The organism is Rudaeicoccus suwonensis, from assembly GCF_007829035.1.
GTDB lineage: Bacteria > Actinomycetota > Actinomycetes > Actinomycetales > Dermatophilaceae > Rudaeicoccus > Rudaeicoccus suwonensis.
Genome location: NZ_VIVQ01000002.1, coordinates 85,953 through 111,242 on the forward strand (window position 1 = coordinate 85,953; position 25,290 = coordinate 111,242).

A 25,290-nucleotide genomic window follows, 5' to 3' on the forward strand; every position below is an offset into this window, starting at 1 on the left:
TATTGCGTTCGCTGCTCTCTGCGACCGACAATGTCGACGTGCCGACACCACGGGAGATCGCCCACGCCGATGCCAGCGCCAGGATCCTCGAAGCCGGACGCAGACAGTTGGCCGAGCACGGCGCGGACGGTCTGTCACTGCGCGCGGTTGCGCGCGAGGTGGGGATGGTCTCGTCCGCGGTCTATCGATATGTCGCCAGCCGCGACGACCTGCTGACCGCGCTGATCATCGACTCCTACGACCGGCTCGGCGAGGCGGTCGAGCACGCGGCCGCTGCCCGCACCAGTCCTGGCCGACGGTTCGTACGCGCCTGCCATGCGATCCGCGACTGGGGGCGTGCCCACCCGCACGAGTTCGCCCTGTTGTTCGGCTCCCCCGTGCCCGGCTACCAGGCACCACAGTCGACCGTGGCGCCCGCCGCGCGAGTGCCGGTCGCGTTGGCCGCGCTCGCCGCCGAGGCACACCGAGCCGGGTCGCTCACCGGGACGCAGGACAAGCCGCTCTCCCGCGCGCTCGCAGCCCAGGCGCGAACAACACGAGCCGCAGTCGGTCATGCCGACGACCTGACCGACACCGAGCTGCTGCGACTGTTGACAGCCTGGTCGACCGTCACCGGCTTCGTCGGTTTCGAGCTGACCGGCCAGTTCGTGGGGAGCTTCGATCCGGCGGATGCTGCTGCGTCATACACGTTCACCGCGGCCGCGCGCACCGTCGGCTTCAGCGACCTGTGAGCCGGACGTGCCCGGCTCGTGGACGCCGTAAAGATCGCGACAAGAGATCGATAGACTGACTAGCGGTGTGCCGGGAAGCCTGGTCGGCGGTGACGATGTCGCCCCCTTGTGCACCCCACCAGAAAGCACGCGCCTATGGCCCCGTCAGCCGGATCCGGACTCTTCACCCGAGGTGACTGGCCCGAAGCACGCCGTGTCGCCGGACTCCTGCGCCAGGAGACCGTCGGCGGCGCACTGCTGCTCATCGCCTCGGTCGCTGCCCTCGTCTGGGCCAACTCGCCGTGGCGTCACGCCTACACCGACCTCACCTCGGCGCACCTCGGACCGCATTTCCTGCATCTCGATCTGACCGTCGCGCAGTGGTCGGCCGACGGTCTGCTGGCGGTCTTCTTCTTCCTGGCCGGACTCGAGCTCAAACACGAGTTCGTCCACGGAACCCTGCGTGAGCCCGCCAAGGCCGCGGTGCCGGTCGTCGCCGCCTGCTGCGGGGTCGCCGTGCCCGCGTTGCTGTATGCCGGGTGGCAGTTGCTGGACGACGGCCGACCCGTCGGCTGGGCGATCCCGACTGCCACCGACATCGCCTTCGCCCTTGCGGTGCTGGCAGTGATCGGCACCCACCTGCCGTCGGCGATGCGGTCGTTCCTGCTGACGCTGGCCGTGGTCGATGACCTGATCGCGATCACGATCATCGCGTTCTTCTACACCGACAGCGTCTCGTTGGTCTGGTTGGTCGCCGCGATCGTGCCGCTGGGCGTGTTCGGCTGGCTGCTGCGCCGCGGGGTGCGCCACTGGGCGATTCTGCTGCCGCTCGCGGTGGTCACCTGGCTGTGCGTGCTCAACTCCGGTGTCCACGCAACCATCGCCGGTGTGCTGCTCGGGATGCTCATCCCCGTGAACGCTCGCGCCGGTGAGCGCTCACCGTTCGGGGAGCGCGTCGACCATCGCGTCCGGCCGTTGTCGGCCGGCTTCTGCGTGCCGGTCTTCGCCTTCTGCAGCGCCGGCGTCACCGTGGTGGGCGGCGGCTTCCGCGAGGCCATCGCCGATCCGGTCGCGATCGGCATCATCATCGGCCTGGTGCTGGGCAAGGCGGTGGGCGTCTTCAGCGGCACCTTCCTGGTGGCGCGGTTCACCCGCGCTCGCCTGGACGACGACCTCGACTGGTCCGACGTCGCAGGCCTCAGCCTGCTGGCCGGCATCGGATTCACCGTCTCGTTGCTGATCGGCGAACTGGCGTTCGGCGCCGGCTCCGGCCTCGACGACCACGTCAAGCTGGGTGTGCTGCTCGGCTCGCTGGTCTCCGCACTGCTCGCAACGGTGGTGCTGCGACGCCGCAATGCGACATACCGCCGCATCCACGAGTTCGAGTCGCGCGACGACGACGGCGACGGTGTGCCGGACTGCTACGAGCAGCCGGCCGGCGCGACCAGCGCGCCATGAGGTGCGCGGGGCGGCGCGCCACATGGCGCCGCCATCCGCGGCCGAAGCGAACCGGCTGCCGATATCCGCACTCGTTCCACTGAGGCCCCACTGCTCTGGGTAGGGTACTGAGGAGTTGCGTCTTGGATCCGAGTCGCAGTCGAAGCCGAGGAGAAATCGATGTCTGTCACCACCAAGGGCACGGAGCGGACACTGGGCCAGTTGGTGGCCGACGCCTCCACCGATCTGCAGGCGATCGTCAAGGACGAAGTCGCACTCGCGAAGCTCGAGATCAAGTCCGATGTCGCCAAGGGCGGCAAGGGCGCGGTGCTGCTGGCGGCCGCGGGTATCTTCGCGCTCTACATGCTCGGGTTCCTGCTGCTCACCCTTGCCTGGGGGCTGTATGCCGCGGGCCTGTCGGTGTGGCTGGGCATGCTGATCACCGCCGGAGTGCTGCTGGTCATCACCCTGATTCTGGCCCTGCTCGGCATCAGCTCGCTGAAGAAGATCAAGGGCAAGCCCGCCCGCACGATCGACAACGCGCAGAAGACGATCGCGGCCATCAAACCGCCGAAGGGCTGAGACTGCGCGATCGGCGCGGCGATCACGCCGTGCGGTAGCGCTCGGGCACCTCGATCCGGCGCTGCAGGTCCCACGGCTGCTCGAGCCCGGCCAGCCGCAGGGTCAGATCGAGCACGATCGCGGTGAACCCCCACACAAACAATCCCTCGACCTCGAAGCCGGGCGCATCGAACCGTCGGGACGGGTGGACGGCGGTGAATCTGTTGGCCGGGTCGACCAATTCGCTGAGCGGCACCCGCACGACCTGTGCGACCTCGGCGGTGTCGACCACCCGGATCGGTGTCGGCAGCGCGGCCCATGCCGCCACCGGTGTCACCTGGAAGCCGGTCACGCTCAGCGGCAGCACCGGCAGGTGACCGACCACCTCGACGCCGTGCGGATCGAGGCCGATCTCCTCGTGGGCCTCGCGCAGCGCGGTGTGCGCGACCGTCTCGTCGCCGGGGTCGACGGAGCCGCCGGGAAAGGACACCTGGCCCGCGTGCTTGCGCAGCGTCGCCGCGCGCTCGGTGAGCACCACGTCGGCACCGATCGCGTCGTCGTGCGGGCCGAACAGCAGCAGCACCGCAGACTCCCGACCGCTCGCGGGCGGCAGGTGCGGCAGTAACGGCTGAGCATGCGCGCCGGTGACCAGCGCCGGCAACCAGGCCGGAACCGGCGCCGGTATGGCGGGCTCGGTCATGCCGACGCGACGGCAGCCGGCGACATTTCGTACTTCAGCAGCTTGCGGGCTTTGTCCGGGTCGAGCTCACCCTCGCCGTATGACGGGCACCACCTGGCCACCGGGCACACGCCGCAGGCGGGCTTTTTCGCGTGGCACATCCGCCGCCCGTGGAAGATCAGCACGTGCGACAGCATGGTCCACTCCTTGCGCGGCACCAGTGCCCCGACGGCGGACTCGACCTTGACCGGGTCGGTCTCGTCGGTCCAGCCCATCCGGCGCACCAGGCGGCCGAAGTGCGTGTCGACGGTCAGACCGGGTATGCCGAACGCGTTGCCCAGCACCACATTCGCCGTCTTGCGGCCGACGCCGGGCAGGGTGACCAGGTCGGCCATCCGCGGCGGCACCTCGCCGTCGAAACGCTCCACCAGCGCCTGCCCGAGGGTGATCAAGGAGTTCGCCTTGGCGCGGAAGAAGCCGGTCGGGCGCAACAACTCCTCGAGTTCGGCGCGGTCGGCCCCGGCATACGCCGCGGCATCGGGGTAACGCGCGAACAACGTCGGCGTCACCTTGTTGACGCCCACGTCGGTCGTCTGCGCCGACAGGATGGTGGCCACGAGCAGTTCCAGCGGCGAGCGGAAATCCAGCTCGCAATGGGCGTAGGGATACAGCTCGTGCAGTTCGCGGTACATCCGTCGAACCCGCCGGGTGCGGGCAACCGGGGTCTCGGCGGAGATGTCGATGCGCTTCACATCAGCGAGCCTAGGACCACGGTGCGACATACCTGCCGGTGCCGGCCGGTATGACGTGCCGCGCCGATCGGTTGTGACGGCTGCCACAGGAGTGGTGGGCGACATGGCAGACTGCACCCCGTGGATACTGAGTCGGTACGCAAGGCGCCACTTTTCTCTGCTCTGAACGACGAGGATGCCGATGCACTGCTCGCTTCCATGTCGCGCAGTCACATCGCGCGCGGGCAGGAACTCTTCCACGAAGGCGTCCAAGGCGACACCCTCTATGTGATCACCGGCGGCAAGGTCAAGCTCGGGCGCCGGTCGTCCGACGGCCGCGAGAATCTGCTCGCAATCCTCGGCGAGGGCGAAATGCTCGGTGAACTCAGCCTTTTCGACCCCGGCCCGCGCACCGCGACGGCCACCGCCGTCGCCGACACCGACTTGATCGGACTGGCGCACGCCGACATGACCGAATTCCTCAAGACGCGGCCCGAGGTCGCGATGAAGATGCTGTCCGCGCTGGCTGCGCGTCTGCGTCGCACCAACGAGGCGCTCGGCGACCTGGTGTTCACCGACGTCCCGGGTCGCGTCGCCAAGGCATTGCTGGATCTGTCGCGCCGCTTCGGCAAACCGGCCGAGGACGGCACCCTGGTGGCGCACGACCTGACGCAGGAGGAACTCGCCCAGCTCGTGGGTGCGTCGCGCGAGACGGTCAACAAGGCGCTGGCCGATTTCACCTCGCGCGGCTGGATCAAACTGGAGGCTCGCGCCGTGACCCTGCTCGACACCGAACGCCTGCAGCGCCGCGCCCGCTGACACCCACAGCTCTCGACGGCACATGGCAACCGCACCAGATCCGGCGCCGCACGTCGCGCTCGACGCCTCCGGATGGGTCGGCACCGTCTCCGACATCGGACGGCGGCACCACCGCAACGAGGACGCCGTCGCGATCTACGCCGAGCCCGTGCCGGGTTCGTTCGCCGCGATGGTGGTCTGTGACGGCGTCTCGACCTCGACCGACTCACACCTGGCCTCCCAGGCTGCTGTCGGTGCCGCCATCCAGGTGCTGGCCGCAGCCTTCACCGACGACAACATCGAAGACGGCACCGACGACGACGGCACCGACGCGTGGCTCGGGGTGGCAGAGCGCGCCCTGGCGCAGTCGGTGCTCGCCGCCGACGAAGCCGCGTCCGAGGTCGCAGACCCCGACGATCCGACCCCACCGTCGTGCACCTTCGCCGGGGCGTTGATCTGCGACGGATTCGTGATCGGCGGCAATGTCGGCGACAGCCGGGTGTACTGGCTGCCTGACTCCGATCCGGCCGGGGCCGCTCAGCTCGGCGCGGACGACTCGATGGCAACCGAACTCGCGCTGCGTGGGGTGCCGATCGCGCAGGCCGAGGCGTCCCCCAACGCCCACGCCATCACCCGGTGGCTCGGCCGCGAGTCGCCCGACATGCTGACGCCTCGTGCGGCTCACCTGGCCGCGAGCGAGCCGGGCTGGGTGGTCGTCTGCTCCGACGGCCTGTGGAACTACTGCTCAGCGGCTGCCGATCAGTGGGACCTGCTCCAGCGAACCCGGGCGATGGCGGGCGAGTCACCGGTGGCCATCGCCGAAGGACTGGTCGCCTTCGCCAACTCTCAGGGCGGCGCCGACAACATCAGCGTCGCGCTGGCGCGCGTCATACCTGCTGACTAGCTTCCTCACGCAGATACTCCAACTGCGCTTGCACGCTGGCCTTCGCGGCCAGCCACACGTCGCGCGGTGTTGCGGCATACACGCGCTCGACCACAGCCTGGGCGACATCCGGTGCGGCACCGTCGCCTGCAGCGAGCGCAGCACGCACCTGCTCGAGCCGGTCACGGCGATGCGACAGGTATGCCGCAAGCACCTGCGCGGCGTCGTCATGCGTCGGGCCGTGGCCGGGCGCCAATCGCGTCGGGCGAGTCGTTGCCAACTGGTGCAGCTTCGTCAGCGACTGCAGATACGGGCGCAAGGCGCCGTCGGGATGCGCGACCACCGTGGTGCCCCGACCCAGGACGGTGTCGCCGGTCAGCAGCACCCCCGAGTCGGGCAGGTGCAGGCAGACCGAGTCAGCGGTATGGCCAGGCGTCGCGATGACGTCGATCCGCAGTGACCCCAACGTGATTCGCTCGCCGTCCACCAGTGCCTCGCCGAAGCCGCCACCACGGATCGGGGCATCGGTGAGTTCCGACCACCGCTCCAGCGACTCGGTGTGGTCGTGGTGCCAGTGGGTTGCGATCGTCAGCGCGACCCGCGCACCGACGTCGCGGACGTGCGTCAGCACCGCCTGCAGGTGGGCCTCGTCGAGCGGACCGGGATCCACCACCACGGCGACGTCGTCGCCCGGCACGTGCAGCACCCAGGTGTTCGTGCCGTCCAAGGTCATCGGCCCCGGGTTGGGGGCAAGGATCGCCGTCGCGTGCTCGCCGAGCCGGCCACCGGTCCACGGGGATTCGCTGTTCACCCCACCCACGCTACCGACGTGCGCACCGGCCACACACAGCCATGTCCTCCCGCTGACTGTGCGCTGCCCCACCATGCGGGGCAGCGCAGAGCGTCTCCGGAATCGCCCGCCGCCAAAGGGCGCGGCTCCCGCACCGGCGCGATGACGCCACACCGGGTTGTCAACTCCTGACCGTGCCGTGGCCCCCGCTTTACCGCCACGTCAATAGCCTGGCGATACCCCGTTCCCGTCACACCAAATGCATTGCGCTCACTGGATATTCGCCAGAGCGCATCGAGAGGACTCCCATGCGGACAACCACGAAGAGCGCCGCCGTGGGCGTGGCCACGCTCGTGATGAGCGCCGGCGTCGCCGCACACGCGTCGGCCAGCACACCTTGGCAGCACGCGAGCACGACCTCACCAAGCACGACCTCCGCAAGCAGGACCGCATCGACCCCGGCCGCAACAATCCCCGCAGCGGCGCCGAAGCCGAACGCACAGGGTCACCTGCAACGAGGCCAGGCCTACGCCGGGTGGTCGTTGCGAGGCAGTGCGAAGGCCGGCGCGACGCCTGCACCGGCATACAGCCCGGCAGGCACAACGCTCGGCATCGACGTCTCGGCCTACCAGGGCAGCGTCAACTGGACCTCGGAATGGAACTCCGGCGTTCGGTGGGCGTACTCCAAGGCAACCGAGGGCAACTACTACACCAACCCGTCGTTCGCGCAGCAGTACAACGGCTCGTACAACGCCGGCATGATCCGGGGCGCCTACAGTTTCGCGATCCCGAACGGCGCGTCCGCGGTGGCCCAGGCCGACTACTTCGTCGCGCACGGCGGCGGCTGGTCTGCCGACGGCAAGACGTTGCCGGGCATGCTCGACGTCGAGTACAACCCGTACGGCGCCAGCTGTTACGGCCTGAGCCAGTCCGCGATGGTGACCTGGATCCGCAGCTGGCTGGCGGAGTACAAGAAGCAGACCAGTCGCGATGCAGTGATCTACACAACCACCGACTGGTGGTCGACGTGCACCGGCAACAGCACCGCGTTCAACCAGAACAACCCGCTGTGGATCGCGCGCTACGCATCAGCGCCCGGCACATTGCCCGGCGGCTGGGGCTACTACACGATGTGGCAGTACACCGACTCGCCGATCGACATGGATTACTTCAACGGCGCGCTCAGCCGGGTGCAGGCGCTCGCCGCCGGCTGACCCACGCGGCACCCGCAAGCGCAGCCGATCAGTCGGCGAGGATCGTTCGCAGGACGATGCCGTCCGCAGTGCGGTGAGGTTCGGGCATGACAGGTATGACTCCCGGCCGCCCCACAAGCGCACTGGCGAAACTGACTGCGGCAGCAAGATTTTCGAGTTGAACGATGGTCGGCGGCAGCACCCTGGCCTTGCCGTCGGCGGCGTCGCGCAACAGCGCGGCGGGGTCCACCCACTCGCTCAGGTCGGCCTCGGTCGTGTCGTCGTCGGCCTGCTGCCCGTCGGGCAGCCGCGCCACGAAGAACCACGTGTCGTAGCGCTTGGGCTCCATCCGTGGCGTGATCCAGTGATCCTGCAAAGCCAGCAGATCCGAGCGCAGCACGAGCCGTCGCCGGCGGAGTAGCTCAGCGAAGGCAAGAGTGTGGTCGACCAGTGCGGCGCGATCTGCGCGCCACCCCTCGCCGGTCACGTCGCCCACAACCGAATCGGAGGAGGGACCGGCCAGCAACACGCCGCACTCCTCGAAGACCTCGCGCACCGCGGCAATCACGACCGCCTGCGCGACGTCCTGCGGCAGCCCCATCGCCCGGGACCACTCCACGGGGGACGGGCCGGCCCACGGCACGTCGACCTCGGCGTCACGCGGATCCGTGCCGCCGCCGGGAAAGACCCACATCGACGCCGCGAACGCCATCGACGGCACCCGTCGCAGCATGAAAACCGTTGGCCGGTGCTGCTTTTCGCGCAACAACATGACGGAGGCCGCCAGTTTGGGGGCGGCCTCCGTCATACGTTCGCCGCCGTCCAGCCAGGCTTCGGCGTGTGCCTGCAGCGAGGGCGGGACGACGAAATCGCGCACCTTGGTCATTGCGCGGTGGATCTCACTGCACCGAGACGGTGATCTCGACCTCGACCGGCGCATCCATCGGCAGAGCCGCAACGCCGACGGCGGAACGTGCGTGCGCGCCGCGCTCGCCGAAGGCCGTGGCCAGCAACTCGCTTGCGCCGTTGATGACGACCGGCTGGCCGCTGAAGCTCGGGTCGCTGGCAACGAAGCCCACAACCTTGACCACACGGGTGACCTGGTCGAGATCGCCGATCTCGGACTTCACCGCTGCGATGGCGTTGAGCGCGCAGATCTGCGCGAGCTTGGCGGCATCCTCGGCGCTGACCTCGGCGCCAACCTTGCCGGTCGCCTGCAACTTGCCGTCGACCAGCGGCAGCTGGCCGGAGGTGAAGACGAGGTTGCCGTCACGCACGACGGGCACGTATGCCGCGACCGGCGCCGCGACCTCGGGAACGGTCAGGCCGATCTCGGCGAGACGGTCTTCGACAGATGACATGTGGTGTCAGCCTTCCTTGGGACGTTTGAAATAAGCGACAAGGCCGTTGCCGTCGGGCCCCGGCACAACCTGGACCAGCTCCCAGCCGTCCTGGCCCCAGTTGTCGAGGATCTGTTTGGTGGCGTGGATCATCAGCGGCACCGTGGCGTATTCCCACTTGGTCACAGAAGTCATGGCGGCCACCCTATTCCCCGCTTCGACGGCTCCCGCCGCCGAACCTGCCGGGCCTGCGGGCTCAGCGGGTCGGGTTGAACGGCAACAGCTCCGGCGGAGTGTTGCCGGTGGTGATCTGCTCGGCCAGCAGCTGACCGGACAGCGGGCCGAGGGTGATGCCCCACATGCCGTGGCCGCCGTTGGCGAAGACTCCGGGCACCTTCGTCGCGCCCACGAGCGGCAGACCGTCGACAGTCACCGGGCGTCCACCGACCCAGACGTCCTGGCGGTCGTCCCAGTCGACGCCCGACAACAACGGGCGACCGCTCTTGACGATCGCGGCGACGCGCTCCTCGTGAAGCGGCTCCTCGGTGCCGGCAAACTCCATCGTGCCGCCGACGCGCAGCCGGTCACCCAGCGGCGTGCAGGCGACGCGCTCGTGCGGGAAGTAGACCGGGCATGGCACCGGACGCGCCGACTCCTCGGTCACCGCCACCGAGAAGCTGTACCCACGACCGGCGCGCAGCGCGGTGCGCACACCGCACTCACGGGCAAGCTCGGGCAGCCAAGCACCCGTGGCGATGACGACAGCGTCACCCGAAATGGGTTCTCCGCTCATCATTTCCACGGTCACGCCGTGCGGGCCGTGGCGCAGCGCGCGCGCGTTGGACCCGATCACCAGGTTGCCGCCACGCTCACGAACGGCCGCGGCCAGGGCATCGACATACTCACCGGGGTTGATGTAGCGCTGGCCACCGAGCCGGATGGCCTTCTCGACGTCGCCACTGATGATCGGCAGCTCCGCACGCAGGGTGGCGTTGTCGACCTCGGTGGCCTCGAGTTCGAGTCCGGCTTCGAGGATCAGCTTGACCTCGTGCTCCAGGCCCGCGGCGTCCTCGGCGCGGCGGAAGGCGGCCATGATCGGCGCCTCGTGCGACTTCGCCTCGACGCCGTGGCTCTCGAGGTAGTCGTAGGCCTCGATCGCGCGACGGTTGACCGGCACGAACTGGTCCATCGTCTTCTTCCACTGACCCGGGGTGCAGCGGCGGGCGAAGCCCAACAGGAACGAGATCAGCTTCGGGTCCGGAGTCATCGGGATGTAGAGCGGGGAGTCCGGGTCGAGCAGGGCCTTGAGGCCGTACTTGATGACCGATGGGTCGGACAGCGGCACGCACAGACCGGGCGACACCCAGCCGGCGTTTCCCCATGAGCTACCCGCCGCGACGCCGGATCGCTCGACGACGGTGACGTCGACACCCTTCTCCTGCAGGTGCCACGCGGTCGACAGACCCACCATGCCTGCACCGATGATGACGACCCGCGCAGTACCCGTGCCCTTGGCCGGGCGAAGCGGCTGCAGCTTCATGAAGACTCCTTTGACTTCGAACTATCATCGCGACGGTATCAGCGGCAGATCACGCTCCGCGCACGGTTCCGCGACTGGGCAGTAACGTGCGTTCGCATGGTCTCTGACGCGACTTCGGTCCCACCTCCCACACACGTCCGCAGGTATGGCGACGACCCCTCGCAGCTGTACGACGTGCGCCTGCCGACCGGGGCCGTGCGAGGGGTGACGGTCGTCGTCATACACGGCGGTTTCTGGCGGCCGGCCGTCGACCGCACCCACGCGGCAGCACAGGCACAAGCGTTCGCGGACAACGGTTTTCACGTCGCGGTGCTGGAGTACCGCCGCGTGCCCGGTGACTGGGCGGGGATGTCGGCCGACGTGCGGACCGGCCTCGGCGCCATCCGTTCGGACGCCGATCTGCCGGAGCCGGTGATCCTGATCGGGCACTCCGCCGGCGGTCACCTGGTCACGTGGCTGCAACACCAGCCGGAGGCTCGCGGCATCCGCGGCACGGTCTCGCTTGCCGGAGCCGTCGATCTGCACCTGGTGCGCGATCTCGGGCTGGGAGCCGGTGCCGCACCGGCGATGATGGGCGACGCAGACGAGCACGTATGGCGTGCCGCCGACCCCGCCTTGCTCGGACCGCCGCCCGCGCCCGTGCTGCTGGTGCACGGAACCGCCGACGAGTCCGTGCCCGTCGAGGTGTCCGAGAGCTACCAGGCGGCCGCGGGCGACGGCGTGCCGCTGGAGGTGCTGTCAGGAGTGACGCACATGGAACTGGTCGAGCCCGGCACTCGTGGGTTCGAGGCCGCCCTCCGCGCGGTGAACTCGCTCGCAGACCAGGCCTGACCACCCGCCGCGCAACGGGCTGACGCCGACCAGCTCAACCCTGCATATTGCCGACCACCAAACCTGCACGTCCCGCGCGACGCGCGCACCCCTCCTGGCCACCTCCGTCCCGCACGCCACTGTCGTCCCGAACCGGTGGCTGACATGACGATTACGTGCACCTTGTCAGCGCGTACCGGTCAGTAATCGTCATCTCAGCCATGCCGCCGGTGCGGAGCGAACCCACATCCCACGCACAGACCTCGCGCCGCTGCGATGCCTGCGCCCCGCCTGACCCAACTGGACCCGGACACCCCCGACGAGTCGGGCCGGACGCGAGCTGACGCCACCCCGCCGGACGGTCGACCGAGCGGTCTAGCTTTGGTCCCATGGCAAGTGACTTCGACGGGGTGAGGCTGCACATCGTCACCGGCAAGGGCGGCACCGGCAAGACCACCGTCGCCGCGGCGCTGGCGATGGCGCTGGCCGCCGAAGGCAAACGGGTGCTGATCGCCGAGGTCGAAGGCCGCCAGGGCATCAGCGGCGTCTTCGACGTGCCGCGCCTGGGCGAGGACGAGGTGCAGGTCGCGTCCGCCGCCGACAACGGCGTCGTCATGGGCCTTGCGGTGGACGCCAAGGCCGCCCTGCTCGAATACCTGCAGATGTTCTACAAGCTCGGTATCGCCGGCGGCATGCTCGAGCGCTTCGGTGTCGTCGACTTCGCCACGACGGTCGCACCAGGGCTGCGTGACGTCTTGCTCATCGGCAAGGTCTACGAGGCCGTCCGCCGCCGGCCCGCGCGCCGCGGTTTGCGGCACCACCAGCCGTATGACGCTGTCGTGCTCGACGCCCCGCCGACCGGCCGCATCGGGCACTTCCTCGGAGTCAACAACGCCGTCGCCGGCCTGGCGAAAGTCGGGCCGGTCAAAAACCAGGCCGACTCCATCACGCAACTGCTGCAGTCCGCGCAGACCCGGGTGCACCTGGTCACGCTGCTGGAGGAGATGCCGGTGCAGGAGACCGTCGACGCGGTGGCCGAACTACGTCATCTGTCGCTGCCGCTCGGCGCGGTCGTCATCAATCAGGAACGCCCGCCGCAGTTGCACGAACAAGCGCGCGCTCTGCTCGCGGCCGACACCTTCGACACCAGCGCGTTGCAGGACGACCTCGGCGCTCTCGGGTTACGCGTCGGGCCGACGATGGTCAACGGTCTGACCCAGTCCGGACGCGACCTCATCAGCCGGCTCGACCTCGAGCAGCGCGAGCGCGAGACCATCACCGATCTCGGCCTTGCGACATACCACCTGCCGCTGCTGCCGGATGCCCTCGACTCGGGAGGATTGCTCCAGTTGGCAACCGAACTCGCCGAGCAGGGAGCGGCAGTATGACGCAGACTCCGGCCCTCGACATCGACGATTTGCTCGCCGACCACGGCGTGCGCACCATCGTGTGCTGCGGTTCCGGCGGGGTCGGCAAGACCACGACCGCGGCCGCTATCGCCATCCGTGCCGCCGAGCAGGGGCGCCACGTGGCGGTGCTGACGATCGACCCGGCCAAGCGGCTCGCGCAGGCGCTCGGGCTGCCGCACCTCGACAACGAACCCGCCCCGGTCGAGGCGATCGACGACTCCGCGGGTGGCTCGCTGGACGCGATGATGTTGGACATGAAGCGCACCTTCGACGAGTTGGTGCTGCGTCACTCGACACCCGAATCCGCCCAGCAGATCCTGGACAACCCGTTCTACCAAGCGGTTTCGAGTTCGTTCGCGGGCACGCAGGAGTACATGGCGATGGAACGCCTGGGCCAGTTGCACGCCGAGCAGACCGGCAAGGACGCCCGCTGGGATCTCATCGTCGTCGACACCCCGCCGAGCCGTTCGGCGCTGGACTTCCTGGATGCACCCACACGGCTCGGATCGTTCCTCGACGGCAAGTTCATCCGGCTGATGCTCGCCCCGGCCAAGGTCGGCGGCCGCGCCTACCTCAAGGTCGTGTCGGTCGGGATGAGTTCGGTGACCGCCGTGATGTCGAAGGTGCTCGGCGGGCAGTTCCTCAAGGATGCACAGACGTTTGTCGCCGCACTCGACACGATGTTCGGCGGCTTCCGCGAGCGCGCGGAACAGACGTACGCCCTGCTCGGCAACGCCTCGACGGCCTTCGTGGTGGTGGCCACGCCGGAGCGCGATGCCCTGCGCGAGGCATCCTTCTTCGTCGACCGCCTCGCCACCGAGGGCATGCCGCTGGCCGGTCTGGTCATCAACCGGGTGCAGCGCACGTATGTCGCATCGCTGAGTGCGGGTCGTGCCGAATCCGCCGCCACCGAGGCGCTTGACCTGCCGCAGCGTCGCGACAGTGTCGCGTGGCAACCGCGCGACACGGCGGGTTTATTGCGGCTGCACGCATCATTGGCGACGCTGGCGACGCGTCATACAGCAGCGATCGGGCGATTCACCGCCTCGCATCCGCAGATACCGCAGGTCGAGGTCCCGACGTCGGCGCAGGACGTCAACGACATCGATCAGTTACGTCAGTTGGGCGCCGAACTAGCGCGATAAACGGCCGGTCGCGTCAGTGCGACCAGCCGTTTATCCAGAGTGCTGCCAAGCCCGCTTGGCGGCAGCCCGCCGAGCTGGGCGTCAGTTGTTCTCTGCACTGCGGGCGGCGCGGAACAATCCCGCCCACGAGCGCACGTCGGGCCGTCGGCGCAGCAGCGCGCGGCGCTCACGCTCGGTCATGCCGCCCCACACGCCGTACTCGGTCCGGTTGTCGAGGGCATCGGCAAGACATTCGGCGACGACGGGGCAGCGTTGACAGATGATCTTCGCGGTCTGCTGAGCGGCGCCTTCGGCGAACAGCTCATCGGGCGAGGCGCCTGCGCGGCATACAGCACGGGAAGGCCAATTTTCGTCCCAGGCCTTTTTGTCCGGCATCACTGCAGTCATGGTGGCTCCGTCCTCCCGCCAGTAAACATCGCAACGGCCTAGATCTGGCGCGCCGGAACAGCGGAGTAGACCAACTGCAAGGAGCTCGCCAGAGCAAGTACGAACGAATTCGAAGTAGTTCGTTCGTACTATACGCCCGTCAAGGTTTGCGCGCCAGAGGCAGAATTCCGGCACAGCGTCGGCGGTTACTCTGTCGTCCATGCGTCATGCGTCCCGCCTCGGTTCCGTTCTCAGCCTCTTGGGGGCCTTCGTCGCCAGCGCGGTGGCGATGGGCTTGGTGGCAGCAGGTCTGCTGATCCCGGCGATCGGCTCGGCAGGGGCGGCGAGCAACGGCAGCATCAAGATGTTCAACCAGATGCCGGGCACCTTCCAGATGAACCCGCTCGCGCAGCAGTCGACGATCCTGGCGTCCGACGGTTCGGTCATCGCGACACCGTTCAACCAGAACCGCATTGTGGTGCCGTTCAACCAGATCTCGCAATACATGAAGAACGCGCAGGTCGCAATCGAGGACGCACGTTTCTATCAACACGGGGCGATCGACACCCGCGGCATCGCGCGCGCGATCACCTCAAACATCTTCAGCAACGGCACACAGGGCGCCTCGACGCTAACTCAGCAGTACGTCAAGGTCGCCCTGCAGAACCAGGCGCTGAGCGCCGGCAACACCGCCGAGGCTCAGGACCAGGTCACCCAGAGCGGCATGCAGGGCTACGTCCGCAAGCTGCAGCAGCTGAAGTACGCCGTGACACTGGAGCAGCACTACTCCAAGGACGAGATCCTCGACGGCTACCTCAACCTCGTCTATTACGGCGACCAGGCGTATGGCGTCGAAGCCGCCGCCGAGCACTACTTCGGCGTGCACGCCTCGCAGCTGAACCTTCCGGAAGCCGCGCTGCTGGCCGGCGTCGTCAACCAGCCGGGCACGCTCGACCCGGTCACGAACCTGTCAGGTGCGACGGCACGACGCAACGTGGTGCTGACGAAGATGTACCAACAGAAGATGATCAGCTACACGCAGATGGTGAACGCACAGAAGTCGCCGGTGAAGCTCAATCTCACCAACATCTCCAACAGCTGCGCGAACTCCAAATACCCCTACTTCTGCTATTACGTCGAGGCCTGGCTGCTGCAGCAGCCAGCGCTCGGGTCGACCCCGAAGGCGCGCCTGGCGGAGCTGCAGACCGGTGGCCTGACGATCAAGACCGCGTTCAACCCCAACATCGCCAACGACATCAACAAGCAGATCGAAGCCAAGATCCCGGTCAACAACAGCGCGAATGTGCAGTCGGCGGCGATCGCTATCCAGCCGGGCACGGGTCTGGTGCTGGGCAGCGGTCAGAACACGAACTACTCGAATACCAACGGGCCGGGTAATTCCGCGATCAACCTGACGACGCCGATCGACATGAACGGCAGCCAAGGCTTCGACTTCGGTTCGGCGGCAAAGCTGTTCGCGGTCGTCACGGCACTCGAGCAGGGACAGAGTCCGAACGAGACGATCACGATCCCGCCGTACGACAGCATGAATGGCACCTCGAAGGCACACCTGTTCCTCCCCGGACAGTTTGAGGACAAGTGCGGCCTCGGTGGACAGACCTGGTCTGTGGAGAACGACTCACCCGAGCCACGGGCTGGACAGGTCAAGTTGTCGACCGCGACCGCACAGTCCATCAACACTGCCTTTGCCGAACTCGTCAGCAAGATCGGCTCGTGCAACGTGCTGAACACGATGAAGAAGTTCGGCATGGAGACCGGCGCCGGCAACCCGATCAGCCCGAACCCGTCGTCCATCGTGCTGGGCACGTCGACGGTGACACCGCTGACTCTGACGAATGCGTACGCGACGATCGCCGCCGGCGGCATCTACTGCCCGCCGCGCCCGGTGGTGTCGGTGACGGACGGCTCCGGCAAGACTCTTGCCTTGACCGGCACTGCCTGCAAGCGCATCATCTCGCAGAAGATCGCTGCCGAGACGACGGAGATCTTCACCCATGTGCTGACCGACCCGAGCGGTACAGCGGCTGGTAACACCTTGGCGAATGGCCGTCCGGCCGCCGGCAAGACCGGCACCGAGAGCGAGGCCTACAACGTGTGGTTCGTGGGCTACACCCCGCAGCTCGCCACCGGCGTGTGGGTCGGCCACCAGAGCGGCAGCATCCCGCTGCAGAACATCACCCTCGCCGGCACCTTCTACAACGGCTACATCTTCGGTGGCACGCTCGCCGCGCCGATCTGGAAGGCGATTATGGACGACGCCCTCGAGGGTCAACCGATCAAACAGTTCCAGCTGCCGGACGGCACGACACCGACGGCTGCGCCGAACACGCCGACAACAACGACGACCGTGCCCACGCCCACGCAGACGGTTCAGCCACCAGAGCAGGACCCGTCGCCGACCACCACTCGCAAGAGACACAGATCCCCGGATCCGACCAAGACGGTCAACCCGACGCCCAACCCGACCCGCACCAACGCGCCGGGTGACGACTGACCATCAGGTCTGCTCGATGACAGATCGGCCCGGGAACCGCAACGGTTCCCGGGCCGATCCACATTCGCTGGTGCTGCCGACGGCCTGAGATCTATCGGTGGTATCGCGCAGTCCGCCCGGCGCAGGTCAGCCCCGCGCGTTCGCCTCAGCCGGCGAGCGCCTTCTTGACGAGGGCTGCGACCTTGCCGCCGTCGGCGCGGCCGGCCACCTGCGGCTGGACGACCTTCATGACCTGACCCATTGCGGCCATCCCAGTTGCGCCGGTCTGCGAAATTGCTTCAGCCACAATGGATGCCAGCTCAGCCTCGGACAACTGCGCGGGCAGGTACCCCTCCAGAACTGCCAGCTCGTCGCGCTCCTTGGAGGCGAGTTCGGCGCGACCAGCACCGTCATACGCCTCGGCAGCTTCGCGGCGCTTCTTGGCCTCTTTGACGATGACCTGTTGCACGTCGTCGTCGGTGAGATCGCGGTGCTCTTTGCCGGCGACCTCGGCGTTGGTGATCGCGGCGAGAGTCATCCGCAGGGTGCCGGCGCGGAGTTGGTCGCGCTCGCGGATCGCGGCGGTGAGGTCGTCCTGCAGGGTCTGCTTGCTGGTCATGGGGCCAAGTCTCGCACCGTCATACTGGAGTCCTCATGCATGCACTGACCAAAACCGCCGCCACCGTCACTGCCGCCGGGGTGGGTGCGCTGGCGTGGGGGTCGCTGGTGGAGCGCCACCTCTACACGCTGCGACGGACGACATTGCCGGTGCTGGCGCCCGGGTCGCGACCGCTGCGCGTGCTGCACGTGACCGACCTGCACCTGGTGCCGCGCCAAGAGCGCCGCATCGCGTGGGTCCGCGGGCTCGCCCGGCTCGAGCCGGATTTCGTGCTCAACACCGGCGACAACTGCTCCGACCTCGATGCCATACCGGCGGTGCTGCGCTCGATGGAGCCGCTCATGGAGTTCCCTGGCGCGTATGTGCTGGGCTCCAACGATTACTTCGGGCCGAAGCCGAAGAATCCGCTGCGGTACATAGGGATCGGCTCGCCGCTGGAGCGTGGTGAGGGGATGGGCGTCCCGACTCTGCCGGTCGAGGACCTCATCGCCGGGTTCTCCGCGGCCGGCTGGCTCGATCTCAACAACGCCCGCAAGCGCACGTATGTCGCAGACGTCCCGCTGGAACTGGTCGGTGTCGATGACCCGCACATCGCGCGGGACGACTACGCGTCGGTCGCGGGCGCCGCCGCGGCAGATGTCGCGCTGACGATGGGGGTGGTGCATGCGCCATACACCCACGTCCTCGACCCGATGGCCGCGGACGGTGCCGGTCTGATCGTGGCCGGGCACACGCACGGCGGGCAGGTGTGCGTGCCGTTCTATGGGGCGCTGACGACGAACTGCGACCTGCCGAACAATCGCGCGAGTGGGGTGTCGCGCTGGTGGCCGGGCGCTGCGGCCGGCGGGAGAGCGCCGGCGGATGCGGCATACCTGGAGGTGTCTGCGGGGCTGGGGCACAACAAATACAACGCGATCCGGTTCGCGTGCCGGCCCGAGGCGACTTTGATGACGCTGGTGCCGCGAGGCGGGGCCGGGTGACACGGGGTTCGCTGGTTGATGCGCGGGTGACGCTCGCTGATGGGCGGTAAAGCCCAACCCGGGATACCGCCGACCCGATTGGGCGATTGGCGGGGTCAGCTTGTATCGTTTGACCTCGCTGCGCAACGCCGTCAGGCAGGTGCAGCAAGCCACGGGGTGTGGCGCAGCTTGGTAGCGCGCGTCGTTCGGGACGACGAGGCCGCAGGTTCAAATCCTGTCACCCCGACTCGTTGGCAAACCGGCCCTGACCTGCGGAAACGCGGAGTCAGGGCCGGTTTTCTGTGCCCGAAGGACGTGTGCCGCCGCCGCGATTTGGCCTGAAACCGCCGATTCGGCGACTTACGTGTGACTGGCGAGGCCAGAGCCATCGGTATGACGCATGTGACACTCTTCGAGACCGCATCGGCGACTTATGGCGAGGTCGTCCACGCAAGTTGAAGTTGCGCCGCTTTCCGCGGGGAGCAGTTGGTCAAGTCCCTGGTAGTGGTGTAGCGGGGTGCGTTCTCCTTGTTGAGGTTTTAGGTGGTGAGTTGGGGTAGGTGATCAGCTCCGATCTGGGGTTCGGTGCCGGGCGTGGGGGTGATGCGGCATCGGGTGAGGATGTCGAGGCCGAGGTAGCGGCGTCCTTCTGCCCATTCGTCGGTTTGCTCGGCCAGGACGGCTCCGACCAGGCGCACGATCGCGGCCCGGTGGGGGAAGATGCCGACGGAGTCGGTACGGCGGCGGATCTCCCGGTTGAGGCGTTCGGTGGGGTTGTTGGACCAGATCTGGGTCCACACGTCTTTGGGGAACGTGGTGAACGCCAGGATGTCCGCGCGAGCAGCGTCGAGGTGGGCGTGCACGTCGGGCAGCTTCTCCTGGACGTAGTCCAGGAGCCGGTCGAACTGGGCATGCACGCTGGCCGTGTCGGGTTGGTCATACACCGAGTGCAGCATCGCTTTGACTGCTGGCCACATGCTTTTCGGTGTCACGCTCATGAGGTTCGCGGCGTAGTGCGTGCGGCAGCGTTGCCAGGACGCGCCGGGTAGGTTCGCGCCGATCGCTTCCACCAGGCCGTGGTGGGCGTCGGAAGTGACCAGTCGGACACCGCTCAGGCCGCGGGCGACCAAGTCGGCGAAGAACTCCTTCCACGCCGGCCCGGTCTCTGAGGTGGCTACCCGTAGGCCGAGGACTTCGCGGTGGCCGTCCCCGTTGACACCAGTCGCTAACAAGGCGACGGCGTTGATCACCCGCCCGCCTTCACGCACTTTCATCGTGAGCGCGTCAGCGGTCACGAACGTGAACGGACCCGCATCACTCAAGGGCCGGTGCCGGAAGTCCTCGACGATGCCATCGAGATCGGCTGCCATCCGAGACACCTGCGATTTCGACAGTGAGTCGATGCCCAATGTCTTCACCAACTTGTCCATCCGGCGGGTAGACACCCCGGCCAGGTAGCAGTCCGCGACCACGGTGATCAACGCGGACTCGGTGCGTTTGCGTCGTTCCAGCAGCCACTGGGGAAAGTAGGTCCCGGTGCGTAGCTTCGGGATCGCGACGTCGATTGTGCCGACCCTGGTGTCCAAGGGCCGGTGACGGTACCCGTTGCGTTGCGCGGACCGCTCGGGTGAGGGACGACCGTACTCGGCGCCCACGACCGCGTCAGCGTCCGCGGACAACAACGCGTTAATCACCGTTTGCAACAGACTGCGCATCAGATCCGGACTGGCTTCGGACAAGGCCTCGCTCAGCAAGCTGGCAGGGTCGACAATATGTGGTGCGGTCATCGTGATGACTCCATTCGAGAGTGCAGTGAGACGTTCACTCGAAGGATCACGCGGTGGCCGCACCCACGTCCACTACCAGGACGATCACGGCGACCGCGCTACACCACTATGCGGGACTCAACTGAGCAGGTTTGATGCCTGGCGTCACTGAAGCGATCGGCGACCTCATCACTTGTGCCCCGGACCACCGCGCGGTCGACCGGCTCAGAGCTTCGGCAGCAACGACATCAATCGGTCGAGGCGAGCAGGGTCGGAACGCTCTGATCGAGGCTGAAACAGCCGAGCCTGCAGGTCGCTGGGCTCTGGGAACTGCCACAGCACGTGCCCCGGCTCGATACCGTCGAGAGCGTGGTACCACTGGCGCAGCGGATCAGACAGCTGTGCGTGAAGATCGAATGATCGTCGTTGCCTGGTGTGGTCTGCCTGGCGGTGCTCACTGAGCGTCGCCATAGACGGGATGGCCGTAACGACCACGTCAGCGAATCCGAGCCGATCTTCGGCGAACGCGCGCCGCACAGCCGCTAGCTCCTCGGCGAAGCGATCTCGAGGAGCAACGCCGATCCGATTGAGACACCAGCTGTAGTGAAGCTTGACCGGATCGGTGTCGCACAGCACCACGGGGTTGTGCATCTCGAGCTTCCGCGCTGCCGCCCAGCGCGCGCTGTTCACCTCAGTCCAGTACGCAGCCTGCGCCGATACATCGCTGCGGTCCGGCTCCCGCCCAGAAGGAACGTATTCCTCGACGACAGGGAGTCCACTGCGATGGCACCACGTCGTCTTACCGGCGGCGCTCGGTCCCTCCACGACAACGATCACCTTCTCATCTTGGGCCCGGCACGAAATCTCGCAAAGTGACCTCCGGCTGGACGTCGTTCCTGCCTCGCTCACCGACGCACTGAGACCGAACCGCTCGGACAGCGAGGTATGACGGGGCTCGGCGAACGTGACGTACGATCCCGCGTCTGACCGCAACTGCGACGACCAGCGGGCCACTATGGGTGCATGACATCTCAACCCGTCGCACTGGTCACCGGAACGTCGAGCGGCATCGGCTTGTGGACCGCGGTGAAGCTCGCCCAGCGCGGTGTCACGGTGGTCGCCACAATGCGCAACCCAGCCCGAGGCGACCAACTGCGTTCAGCAGCAACGGAATCCGGCGTCGAGGTCGACATACGTGCTCTCGATGTGACCGATCATGACGCTGCCGCGGAGTGCGTCGCCGCAGTGCAGGCTGATCACGGCGGCATCGACATACTCGTCAACAACGCCGGGCGCGGATCCGTCGCCACTCTCGAGCAGTTGAACACCGAGGCGCTGCAGGAGCAGCTCGACGTGAACTACCTCGGCGTCGCCGAACTGACCCGGCTCGTGTTACCCGGAATGCGCCGCGCGGGGTCCGGCCGCGTCGTGACCGTCACCAGCGTCGGAGGCGTCGTCGGGCAACCGTTCGCCGATGCATATTGCGCCGCGAAGTTTGCCGTCGAGGGGCTCATGCAGTCGCTGGCGCCGGTCATGGCGCGCTTCGGCGTCGGCATCAGTGTCGTCGAACCTGCGGCCGTGGCAAGCGATTTCGTCGCCAACACCGGTGCCGAAGAACGCGATACCGACCCGAACGATCCTTACGCAGCGCTACTCGCGGCATACCTGCGTCGCGCCCGGACCTCGTTCGCCGCAGCCCAGCACCCTCGCGACGCCGCCGAGACAGTGGTCGAGGCAGCCCTCAGCACGGAGCCGAAGTTCCGCTGGCAGACCTCCGATTCGGCGCACGCGTTCGCCGGGCTGTCACTGACCGATCTGGATGGCGCTCGCGTGCTGGTCCAGACGAACACCTGGCTCGACTGAGCTGTAGCGAACCAGCGGGCTCGCTAGTGGTGATGGTGCGCAGGTGCGTCGTCATCGGTCGCAGGTGCTCCGCCCATCATCTTCAGCATTCCCGCGCCGCCGGACCGCACGAACCGAAGGATCAGCCCCGCTGCGATGATCACGAAGACGATGTTGAGGTAGGTCGTGTAGTTCCACGAGATCCCGCTGGCGCCGGTGAACGCGTGCCCCGCCGACGGGATCAGGTGCAGCAGGTGAAAGATGACCTCAACCAGGTAGCCGCCCGCGACCATCGCCACGTAAAACACCCCGACGATGCGCGCGGTCATCGCCCAGCCGTAGTACTTCTTGTAGATCGCCAGAATGGGCAGGATCAACAGGTCGGCGAACAGGAACGACACCACGCCCCCGAAGCTGATGCCGCCGTTCCACAGGACGGCCGCGAGGGGCACGTTGCCGATCGAGCACACAAAGCTCGCGATTGAGATCAGCGGACCGACGATCGGGCCCCAGAGCAGGGTGAGGGTGCCGTGGCCGTGCAGGAACAGACGTCGCCAAAAGTCCACCGGCACCCAGGCCGCGACCGCGCCGGCGATGAGCAATCCGACGGCGATGTCACGTATGACGGCGGCCCACTCCATCACGAAAATCTGGCTGACCGAGGTCAACCCACGCGCGGAGAACAGCCGTGCCCAGACACTGCCTTCGCCGTCCACGGACATGTCCATTGCCGCGTGGCCCTCCATCGACCCGGCGAGACCTTTGCTCGTCTGAGCTTGCGCGTCGCGGATGAGCTTGTCCCGCAGCACGATTCGGAACATCAGCGCGACTAGGACGATGATGATCGGGCCACCGACGAACTCCGCGAGGGTGAACTGCCAGCCGAGCAGCAGCGCGAGGATGATGCCGAGCTCAACGACGAGGTTGGTCGAGGCGATCTCGAAGACCATCGCTGCGGTGAAACTCGCGCCCCTGCGGAACAACGACCGCGCGAGCGCGACAGCGGCATACGAACACGACGATGACGCCGCGCCCAGCCCGGCGGACTTCAGCAGCGTGCTCGGCCGGTCGTCACCCAGGAGTTTGACCACAGTGCTGCGACGTACGAGCGCCTGTACGACAGACGCAAGCAGGAAGCCGAGGATCAACGACCAGAGAATCTGCCAGGCCATCGTGCCCGCCGTGCGGAGCGCTTCGAGGATCGGGCCAAGCATTCACATCACCGCTGACTTTTGTCGACACGTCGGCGCGGGCAACACGCCCGCACGACCAGTCGAAACTATACCCCTAGGGGGTATATTCCAGAGATCAACGACACCGGCTGCACGGATGTGCGACCAGCTTGGTCTCCGGCACACCCCGTTGACCTGTCACCAGGTGTCGTTGGCACACGGTCACAACGGCCGCTGGGGCCAGGTCGACGGATGGCGTCGTGAGTGGCAGGAGATGTCTGGACGACCGGTTAGACTCACGCCCGGGACGAGAAAAATTTCCAGATTCACGCGTTGTTGGAGGGCCCAGTGCCGCAGAAGTCGACACTGGTCAGTCGGCGCAAAATCGCCAAGGGCGCGGCTTGGAGCGTCCCGGTCGTCGCTCTCGGGGCGGCCGCTCCCGCGAGCGCCGCCAGCTGCCCGACCCGCACCTGCCCGGTCGTCATCGCTTTCGGCACGCCGAGTGGCACTGTCGTCTCGGGCACGGGTACGACCGCCACGTACGCCAGCGCGACCACGTGGGGACCGCAGGCAGTGAGCGGCAACATCGCGAACCCGGGCGATGGAAAGTCACCCGGCTTCCGAACGACCGACCCACTTTCCGGCAACGCCACTGCGACATGGTTCGGTGTCGGTGACGAGGCATCAAGCGCATCAACCATCACTGTGAGCAAGACTGCCGCGGTATCCCTCGTCGCTGGGTGCTCATACACGCTCTCACTCAACGCCAGCACTTGGCAGGGCCAGGCTCAAACCACCCTCAACGTGACCGTCGGCACGCAGACGATCTACACCTTGACGCCCACAGTCGGCACTGCCGCCGCTGGTGGAAGCCAGGGCCTGAACAACGCGTCCATCGTGACCGCGCCCTTCACCGTACCCACGACGACGAGCTACACCGTTGGTATCAACATGTCCCTGGCGAAGGCGACCGGCGGTAGCAACAACGACATCTACGTCAGCAATCTGCTGATCAACTGTGCGTGAGCGGGGAGTGCAACCGTACGCCGGACAACGGCATTCGACAGGGTTTAGCGTGATCGCGGGCTGTCACAGCGCAGTGCGGTCGAACAGTGCACAAAAGGGGACATCGTGACGCAACAAGGTTCACAGCTCAGCAGACGCAAAATCGCCAAGGGCGCTGCCTGGACGATTCCGGTCGTCGCTCTCGGGGCGGCCGCTCCCGCGAGCGCTGCCAGCTGCGCAACTCGCACCTGTCCGGTCGCCATCGGCTTCGGCGCGCTGAGCGGTACCCCGGTCAACAACGTCTACCCGAGCGCCACGACGTGGGGACCGCAGACGGCGACCGCAATCTTCACCGGCACGACTCGATTGCCCGGCTTCCGAGCGACCGATCCGCTCGGCAGCAACGGCGCGGGCCCGTGGTGGGGCGTCGGGGCGGAGTCGGCCCTCGGCGGCACCGTGTCAGTTTCGCTGGACTCACCCGTCACTCTCGTCGCGGGATGCTCGTACACCCTGTCGCTCAACGCCAGCACCTACCAGGGGCAGGCACAGACCAGTCTGGCTGCCAATGTCGGTGCGCAGACCGTCTACACACTCACCCCGCCCACGACCGGCACCCCTGGAAACGGCATCAGCAATCTGGCGCAGACGAGCGCCGTCTTCACCGTCCCGACAACGACGACCTACAGCGTTGGTCTGACGATCACGCTCGCTGCGGCAGGCACCGGCAGCAACAATGACATCTACGTCAGCAACCTGTTGATCAACTGCGCCTGATCAACTGCGCCGGTCGGCTGCCCGGCCGCCAAGGCGAGATCAGCGACCGCGGCGTTGCGGCGACTGCGTGAATTCGGTCGGGAACAACGCCTGTCGCCCGAAGCCCCAGTACAGCCCGGTGATCCCGCTGGCGATGATGCCCGGCCAGATCGACCAGTGCTCCATCGCCGTGATCGCCCAGAGCATCGCCGTCACGAATGACAGTGCCAGGCCCAACAGGTTCGCGCGTCCCATACGGGCAGTATGACGCGAGCCGTTGCCCAGGCG

Annotated in this window: 27 protein-coding genes and 1 tRNA gene; 15 read left to right on the forward strand and 13 right to left on the reverse strand. The window is 67.2% G+C overall.

Translation table 11 applies throughout. The features are described 5' to 3' along the window. Positions 1-38 precede the first annotated feature (38 nt). The 3 genes from BKA23_RS11615 (at position 39) to BKA23_RS11625 (ending at position 2,729) form a co-directional block, all read left to right on the forward strand. On the forward strand, positions 39-731 hold the full coding sequence (locus BKA23_RS11615; protein ID WP_211841700.1) for a TetR/AcrR family transcriptional regulator: 693 nt from the start codon (positions 39-41) through the stop codon (positions 729-731). 135 nt (positions 732-866) lie between these two features. Then, entirely contained in the window at positions 867-2,168 is a 1,302-nt protein-coding gene (gene nhaA, locus BKA23_RS11620; RefSeq protein ID WP_145228750.1) for a Na+/H+ antiporter NhaA, read from the forward strand. Between the two features lie 159 nt (positions 2,169-2,327). Beyond that, entirely contained in the window at positions 2,328-2,729 is a 402-nt protein-coding gene (locus tag BKA23_RS11625; protein WP_145228751.1) for a phage holin family protein, read from the forward strand. 22 nt (positions 2,730-2,751) lie between these two features. Here BKA23_RS11625 and BKA23_RS11630 read toward each other — a convergent pair whose 3' ends face one another. Both BKA23_RS11630 and nth read right to left on the reverse strand, forming a co-directional pair. Continuing rightward, positions 2,752-3,408, reverse strand: coding sequence for an NUDIX hydrolase (locus tag BKA23_RS11630; RefSeq protein WP_145228752.1), 657 nt, complete (start codon positions 3,406-3,408; stop codon positions 2,752-2,754). Next, positions 3,405-4,079 carry an endonuclease III gene (nth, locus tag BKA23_RS11635; RefSeq protein ID WP_246104664.1) on the reverse strand — a complete coding sequence of 225 codons (675 nt, stop codon included), beginning with the start codon at positions 4,077-4,079 and terminating at the stop codon, positions 3,405-3,407. The genes BKA23_RS11630 and nth overlap by 4 nt, the downstream gene beginning before the upstream one ends. A 180-nt stretch (positions 4,080-4,259) precedes the next feature. Here nth and BKA23_RS11640 point away from each other — a divergent pair, with 180 nt between their 5' ends. Then, entirely contained in the window at positions 4,260-4,937 is a 678-nt protein-coding gene (locus BKA23_RS11640; protein WP_211841701.1) for a Crp/Fnr family transcriptional regulator, read from the forward strand. 22 nt (positions 4,938-4,959) lie between these two features. Continuing rightward, entirely contained in the window at positions 4,960-5,820 is an 861-nt protein-coding gene (locus BKA23_RS11645; RefSeq protein ID WP_145228753.1) for a PP2C family protein-serine/threonine phosphatase, read from the forward strand. On the opposite strand, the gene BKA23_RS11650 is transcribed toward BKA23_RS11645, so the two are convergent. Further along, entirely contained in the window at positions 5,804-6,610 is an 807-nt protein-coding gene (locus BKA23_RS11650; RefSeq protein WP_246104629.1) for an MBL fold metallo-hydrolase, read from the reverse strand. The two genes, BKA23_RS11645 and BKA23_RS11650, sit on opposite strands and share 17 nt — an antisense overlap. Positions 6,611-6,897: 287 nt before the next feature. Here BKA23_RS11650 and BKA23_RS11655 point away from each other — a divergent pair, with 287 nt between their 5' ends. Beyond that, complete coding sequence (locus tag BKA23_RS11655) at positions 6,898-7,803, forward strand: lysozyme (RefSeq protein ID WP_246104630.1); 906 nt, start codon at positions 6,898-6,900, stop codon at positions 7,801-7,803. A gap of 28 nt (positions 7,804-7,831) precedes the next feature. Here the strand turns inward: BKA23_RS11655 and BKA23_RS11660 are convergent, their stop codons facing one another. From BKA23_RS11660 to BKA23_RS11675, 4 genes are all read right to left on the reverse strand, one after another. Next, positions 7,832-8,668: an NUDIX hydrolase gene (locus BKA23_RS11660; protein WP_170226493.1), complete on the reverse strand. Its 837-nt coding sequence runs from the start codon at positions 8,666-8,668 to the stop codon at positions 7,832-7,834. 13 nt (positions 8,669-8,681) lie between these two features. Then, the gene (locus BKA23_RS11665) at positions 8,682-9,143 is read right to left on the reverse strand and encodes a RidA family protein (RefSeq protein WP_145228756.1); all 462 of its coding nucleotides are present in this window, start codon (positions 9,141-9,143) and stop codon (positions 8,682-8,684) included. A 6-nt stretch (positions 9,144-9,149) separates the two neighbouring features. Then, on the reverse strand, positions 9,150-9,317 hold the full coding sequence (sp36, locus tag BKA23_RS11670) for a Sp36 family protein (RefSeq protein ID WP_211841702.1): 168 nt from the start codon (positions 9,315-9,317) through the stop codon (positions 9,150-9,152). 61 nt (positions 9,318-9,378) lie between these two features. Beyond that, positions 9,379-10,662, reverse strand: a complete 1,284-nt coding sequence (locus tag BKA23_RS11675; RefSeq protein WP_145228757.1) for an NAD(P)/FAD-dependent oxidoreductase — start codon at positions 10,660-10,662, stop codon at positions 9,379-9,381. A gap of 96 nt (positions 10,663-10,758) precedes the next feature. Between BKA23_RS11675 and BKA23_RS11680 the strand changes: the two genes are divergently transcribed. From BKA23_RS11680 to bagB, 3 genes are all read left to right on the forward strand, one after another. Next, entirely contained in the window at positions 10,759-11,493 is a 735-nt protein-coding gene (locus BKA23_RS11680; protein WP_145228758.1) for an alpha/beta hydrolase, read from the forward strand. 368 nt (positions 11,494-11,861) lie between these two features. Next, on the forward strand, positions 11,862-12,860 hold the full coding sequence (gene bagA / locus BKA23_RS11685; protein ID WP_145228759.1) for an ATPase BagA: 999 nt from the start codon (positions 11,862-11,864) through the stop codon (positions 12,858-12,860). After that, positions 12,857-14,026, forward strand: coding sequence for an ArsA family ATPase (gene bagB / locus BKA23_RS11690; RefSeq protein ID WP_145228760.1), 1,170 nt, complete (start codon positions 12,857-12,859; stop codon positions 14,024-14,026). The genes bagA and bagB overlap by 4 nt, the downstream gene beginning before the upstream one ends. An 81-nt stretch (positions 14,027-14,107) precedes the next feature. Here the strand turns inward: bagB and BKA23_RS11695 are convergent, their stop codons facing one another. Further along, positions 14,108-14,413 (reverse strand): WhiB family transcriptional regulator, encoded by a 306-nt coding sequence (locus BKA23_RS11695; protein ID WP_145228761.1) that lies wholly within the window; start codon positions 14,411-14,413, stop codon positions 14,108-14,110. Between the two features lie 199 nt (positions 14,414-14,612). Here BKA23_RS11695 and BKA23_RS11700 point away from each other — a divergent pair, with 199 nt between their 5' ends. Then, a complete protein-coding gene (locus BKA23_RS11700) occupies positions 14,613-16,907 on the forward strand; it encodes a transglycosylase domain-containing protein (protein WP_145228762.1) in 2,295 nt (764 codons plus the stop codon). 145 nt (positions 16,908-17,052) lie between these two features. On the opposite strand, the gene BKA23_RS11705 is transcribed toward BKA23_RS11700, so the two are convergent. After that, positions 17,053-17,505 (reverse strand): GatB/YqeY domain-containing protein, encoded by a 453-nt coding sequence (locus BKA23_RS11705; protein ID WP_145228763.1) that lies wholly within the window; start codon positions 17,503-17,505, stop codon positions 17,053-17,055. A 35-nt stretch (positions 17,506-17,540) separates the two neighbouring features. Here BKA23_RS11705 and BKA23_RS11710 point away from each other — a divergent pair, with 35 nt between their 5' ends. Next, positions 17,541-18,485, forward strand: a complete 945-nt coding sequence (locus BKA23_RS11710) for a metallophosphoesterase (RefSeq protein ID WP_145228764.1) — start codon at positions 17,541-17,543, stop codon at positions 18,483-18,485. A gap of 152 nt (positions 18,486-18,637) precedes the next feature. After that, positions 18,638-18,711: transfer RNA gene (locus tag BKA23_RS11715), tRNA-Pro, on the forward strand. A 292-nt stretch (positions 18,712-19,003) separates the two neighbouring features. Here BKA23_RS11715 and BKA23_RS11720 read toward each other — a convergent pair. Together BKA23_RS11720 and BKA23_RS11725 are read right to left on the reverse strand one after the other, a co-directional pair. Beyond that, positions 19,004-20,251 (reverse strand): IS256 family transposase, encoded by a 1,248-nt coding sequence (locus BKA23_RS11720; protein ID WP_145224741.1) that lies wholly within the window; start codon positions 20,249-20,251, stop codon positions 19,004-19,006. A gap of 204 nt (positions 20,252-20,455) precedes the next feature. Then, complete coding sequence (locus tag BKA23_RS11725) at positions 20,456-21,055, reverse strand: hypothetical protein (RefSeq protein ID WP_211841703.1); 600 nt, start codon at positions 21,053-21,055, stop codon at positions 20,456-20,458. A gap of 198 nt (positions 21,056-21,253) precedes the next feature. Here BKA23_RS11725 and BKA23_RS11730 point away from each other — a divergent pair, with 198 nt between their 5' ends. After that, complete coding sequence (locus BKA23_RS11730) at positions 21,254-22,093, forward strand: SDR family NAD(P)-dependent oxidoreductase (protein ID WP_145228766.1); 840 nt, start codon at positions 21,254-21,256, stop codon at positions 22,091-22,093. 23 nt (positions 22,094-22,116) lie between these two features. Here the strand turns inward: BKA23_RS11730 and BKA23_RS11735 are convergent, their stop codons facing one another. After that, positions 22,117-23,286, reverse strand: coding sequence for a permease (locus BKA23_RS11735; protein ID WP_145228767.1), 1,170 nt, complete (start codon positions 23,284-23,286; stop codon positions 22,117-22,119). A 306-nt stretch (positions 23,287-23,592) separates the two neighbouring features. Here BKA23_RS11735 and BKA23_RS11740 point away from each other — a divergent pair, with 306 nt between their 5' ends. Both BKA23_RS11740 and BKA23_RS11745 read left to right on the forward strand, forming a co-directional pair. After that, a complete protein-coding gene (locus tag BKA23_RS11740; protein WP_170226494.1) occupies positions 23,593-24,270 on the forward strand; it encodes a hypothetical protein in 678 nt (225 codons plus the stop codon). Between the two features lie 105 nt (positions 24,271-24,375). Continuing rightward, positions 24,376-25,023 (forward strand): hypothetical protein, encoded by a 648-nt coding sequence (locus tag BKA23_RS11745; RefSeq protein WP_145228769.1) that lies wholly within the window; start codon positions 24,376-24,378, stop codon positions 25,021-25,023. Between the two features lie 39 nt (positions 25,024-25,062). On the opposite strand, the gene BKA23_RS11750 is transcribed toward BKA23_RS11745, so the two are convergent. Continuing rightward, positions 25,063-25,257 (reverse strand): hypothetical protein, encoded by a 195-nt coding sequence (locus tag BKA23_RS11750; protein WP_145228770.1) that lies wholly within the window; start codon positions 25,255-25,257, stop codon positions 25,063-25,065. Positions 25,258-25,290: the final 33 nt, after the last annotated feature.

What these genes read in the sequence shown, in the direction of transcription:
- BKA23_RS11695 (WP_145228761.1), bottom strand. Translation starts at nt 14,413, where the DNA reads ATGACTGCAGTGATGCCGGACAAAAAGGCCTGGGACGAAAATTGGCCT.
- BKA23_RS11750 (WP_145228770.1), bottom strand. Translation starts at nt 25,257, where the DNA reads ATGGGACGCGCGAACCTGTTGGGCCTGGCACTGTCATTCGTGACGGCG.
- BKA23_RS11665 (WP_145228756.1), bottom strand. Translation starts at nt 9,143, where the DNA reads ATGTCATCTGTCGAAGACCGTCTCGCCGAGATCGGCCTGACCGTTCCC.
- BKA23_RS11735 (WP_145228767.1), bottom strand. Translation starts at nt 23,286, where the DNA reads ATGCTTGGCCCGATCCTCGAAGCGCTCCGCACGGCGGGCACGATGGCC.
- BKA23_RS11645 (WP_145228753.1), top strand. Translation starts at nt 4,960, where the DNA reads ATGGCAACCGCACCAGATCCGGCGCCGCACGTCGCGCTCGACGCCTCC.
- BKA23_RS11705 (WP_145228763.1), bottom strand. Translation starts at nt 17,505, where the DNA reads ATGACCAGCAAGCAGACCCTGCAGGACGACCTCACCGCCGCGATCCGC.
- nth (WP_246104664.1), bottom strand. Translation starts at nt 4,079, where the DNA reads ATGTACCGCGAACTGCACGAGCTGTATCCCTACGCCCATTGCGAGCTG.
- BKA23_RS11655 (WP_246104630.1), top strand. Translation starts at nt 6,898, where the DNA reads ATGCGGACAACCACGAAGAGCGCCGCCGTGGGCGTGGCCACGCTCGTG.
- BKA23_RS11680 (WP_145228758.1), top strand. Translation starts at nt 10,759, where the DNA reads ATGGTCTCTGACGCGACTTCGGTCCCACCTCCCACACACGTCCGCAGG.
- BKA23_RS11720 (WP_145224741.1), bottom strand. Translation starts at nt 20,251, where the DNA reads ATGACCGCACCACATATTGTCGACCCTGCCAGCTTGCTGAGCGAGGCC.
- BKA23_RS11660 (WP_170226493.1), bottom strand. Translation starts at nt 8,668, where the DNA reads ATGACCAAGGTGCGCGATTTCGTCGTCCCGCCCTCGCTGCAGGCACAC.
- BKA23_RS11625 (WP_145228751.1), top strand. Translation starts at nt 2,328, where the DNA reads ATGTCTGTCACCACCAAGGGCACGGAGCGGACACTGGGCCAGTTGGTG.
- bagA (WP_145228759.1), top strand. Translation starts at nt 11,862, where the DNA reads ATGGCAAGTGACTTCGACGGGGTGAGGCTGCACATCGTCACCGGCAAG.
- BKA23_RS11700 (WP_145228762.1), top strand. Translation starts at nt 14,613, where the DNA reads ATGCGTCATGCGTCCCGCCTCGGTTCCGTTCTCAGCCTCTTGGGGGCC.
- BKA23_RS11710 (WP_145228764.1), top strand. Translation starts at nt 17,541, where the DNA reads ATGCATGCACTGACCAAAACCGCCGCCACCGTCACTGCCGCCGGGGTG.
- bagB (WP_145228760.1), top strand. Translation starts at nt 12,857, where the DNA reads ATGACGCAGACTCCGGCCCTCGACATCGACGATTTGCTCGCCGACCAC.
- BKA23_RS11675 (WP_145228757.1), bottom strand. Translation starts at nt 10,662, where the DNA reads ATGAAGCTGCAGCCGCTTCGCCCGGCCAAGGGCACGGGTACTGCGCGG.
- BKA23_RS11730 (WP_145228766.1), top strand. Translation starts at nt 21,254, where the DNA reads ATGACATCTCAACCCGTCGCACTGGTCACCGGAACGTCGAGCGGCATC.
- BKA23_RS11630 (WP_145228752.1), bottom strand. Translation starts at nt 3,408, where the DNA reads ATGACCGAGCCCGCCATACCGGCGCCGGTTCCGGCCTGGTTGCCGGCG.
- nhaA (WP_145228750.1), top strand. Translation starts at nt 867, where the DNA reads ATGGCCCCGTCAGCCGGATCCGGACTCTTCACCCGAGGTGACTGGCCC.
- sp36 (WP_211841702.1), bottom strand. Translation starts at nt 9,317, where the DNA reads ATGACTTCTGTGACCAAGTGGGAATACGCCACGGTGCCGCTGATGATC.